Annotated in this window: 1 protein-coding gene; it reads right to left on the bottom strand. The window is 59.3% G+C overall.

What is annotated here, in order from left to right; genetic code table 11:
• Positions 1-1,434: DUF6531 domain-containing protein (locus tag ACE04F_RS21270; RefSeq protein ID WP_486109771.1), on the bottom strand; the 1,434-nt coding region annotated here is incomplete at both ends.

Raw genomic sequence — 1,434 nt, 5'->3', positions numbered from 1 at the left:
GTCCCACTGCGCGGCGTGTTCGTCGCGCGCGGCGTTCAGGTCCCCGTGCTCGTCGTAGTCGTAGCCGGCCAGTTGGCGATGGGGCTGGCCTTCATGCATCAGCCACAGGGCATTGATGCGGCCGTGTTCGTCGAGTTGGGTCTGAATGTGCTGGTGCTGAGTGTCATCCTGATAGGTGAGCAGATCTGAAAGTACGGCTCGGCCCGCATGTTGGTGTTCGTAATGCAGGGCGATGCGGGCACCGCCACGCAAGGTCATGCCGCTGAGCAGATATCGATCACCTTGCTTTTGAAACGTCTCCTGGCTGTCGTGGCCGCGTACGACCACCAACGTGTTGGGCGTGGTGCGAACCAGCAGCACCCCTTCGATCGGGTCGTAGTGGTGCTTGCTGATCTGGGGGTCAGGGTAACGCTGGCTGCGCCCGTCATAGCCGTGGTAGCTCAGGCCGTTCTCATCTTGATCAATGCGAATCGAGAACGGCGTGATCCAGCGTGCGCCAAGGCTTCCCTGATCAAATGCAGCAAGGCTGGAACGGTAGGTTCGCGTCCACTCGATGGGGAAGGGACCGGGTAAGGAGAAATCGGTATGTTCGAGCGTTTCACTGCCGGTGGCGAAGCTGATGCTGTGGCGAGTGCCTACAGGGACGCTAGGTCTACAGTTCTTACAACGATTTGGATCATTGGTGGTTCTGCGTTGAGTTGACTGACTGACCAGTGGGCCTTGGCCTTGAGTCGCTTGAGCTCGATTGTTCTGGTGACTGGAGGCATTGGCCGTTTGAGCGCCGCGGCGCTTGCGAGTGGCCAATGCGCTGACCAGTTCCATAATCAGGTTGCCGATACTGCCGATTTTTTTCGGATCCGCTAGCCCCTGAACTTTCTGTGCTACCGCCAGACCGATTCTGTCGGCGGCACTGGCGACGGTGAGCATTTTCTGGCAAACGGCTTTGGACAACAGCCTGTCATCGACCACGAACTGGGCGGCTATGCCCACCACCGGGCCGAAGAAAAAAGAGCCGATCTTGGCTTTGTTGGCCAGCGCCTGCTGGCCTTGCTCACTGGCAATGCTTCTGAGCATGCGGGCGAAAGCGGCGCAGGCTTTTCTGATTTCTGCGGCGATTTTTGTGAGCAGTTCGCTGAGACGCGCTTGGATGGCGTTGGCAAAATCCTCCAGGGCGCCGCGAGTTTTGTCGTTAAGGTTCTCTTCCAATGCACTGAGCATGGCCGTCGAAATGGCGGGTAGACCATTGCGCCTGACCGCTGAAAGCGTGGTGCGCACCGCCAGCCGTGCCGGGCCGACACCGGGAAAGGAGATCAGGCCGACGACGTTGACGCCAAAGCTGACCCAGGTCAGGAAGTCATTCTGGTCACCGTCGATCAGGGTGAGCAGGTCGCCGATGGCATCAATGGCGGCGAAAACGGTGCCGACACCCGGAAT

The organism is Pseudomonas sp. AGC41, assembly GCF_057334555.1.
The sequence above is the reverse complement of the archived record's forward strand: the minus strand, read 5'-3'. Positions and strand labels throughout refer to the sequence as shown.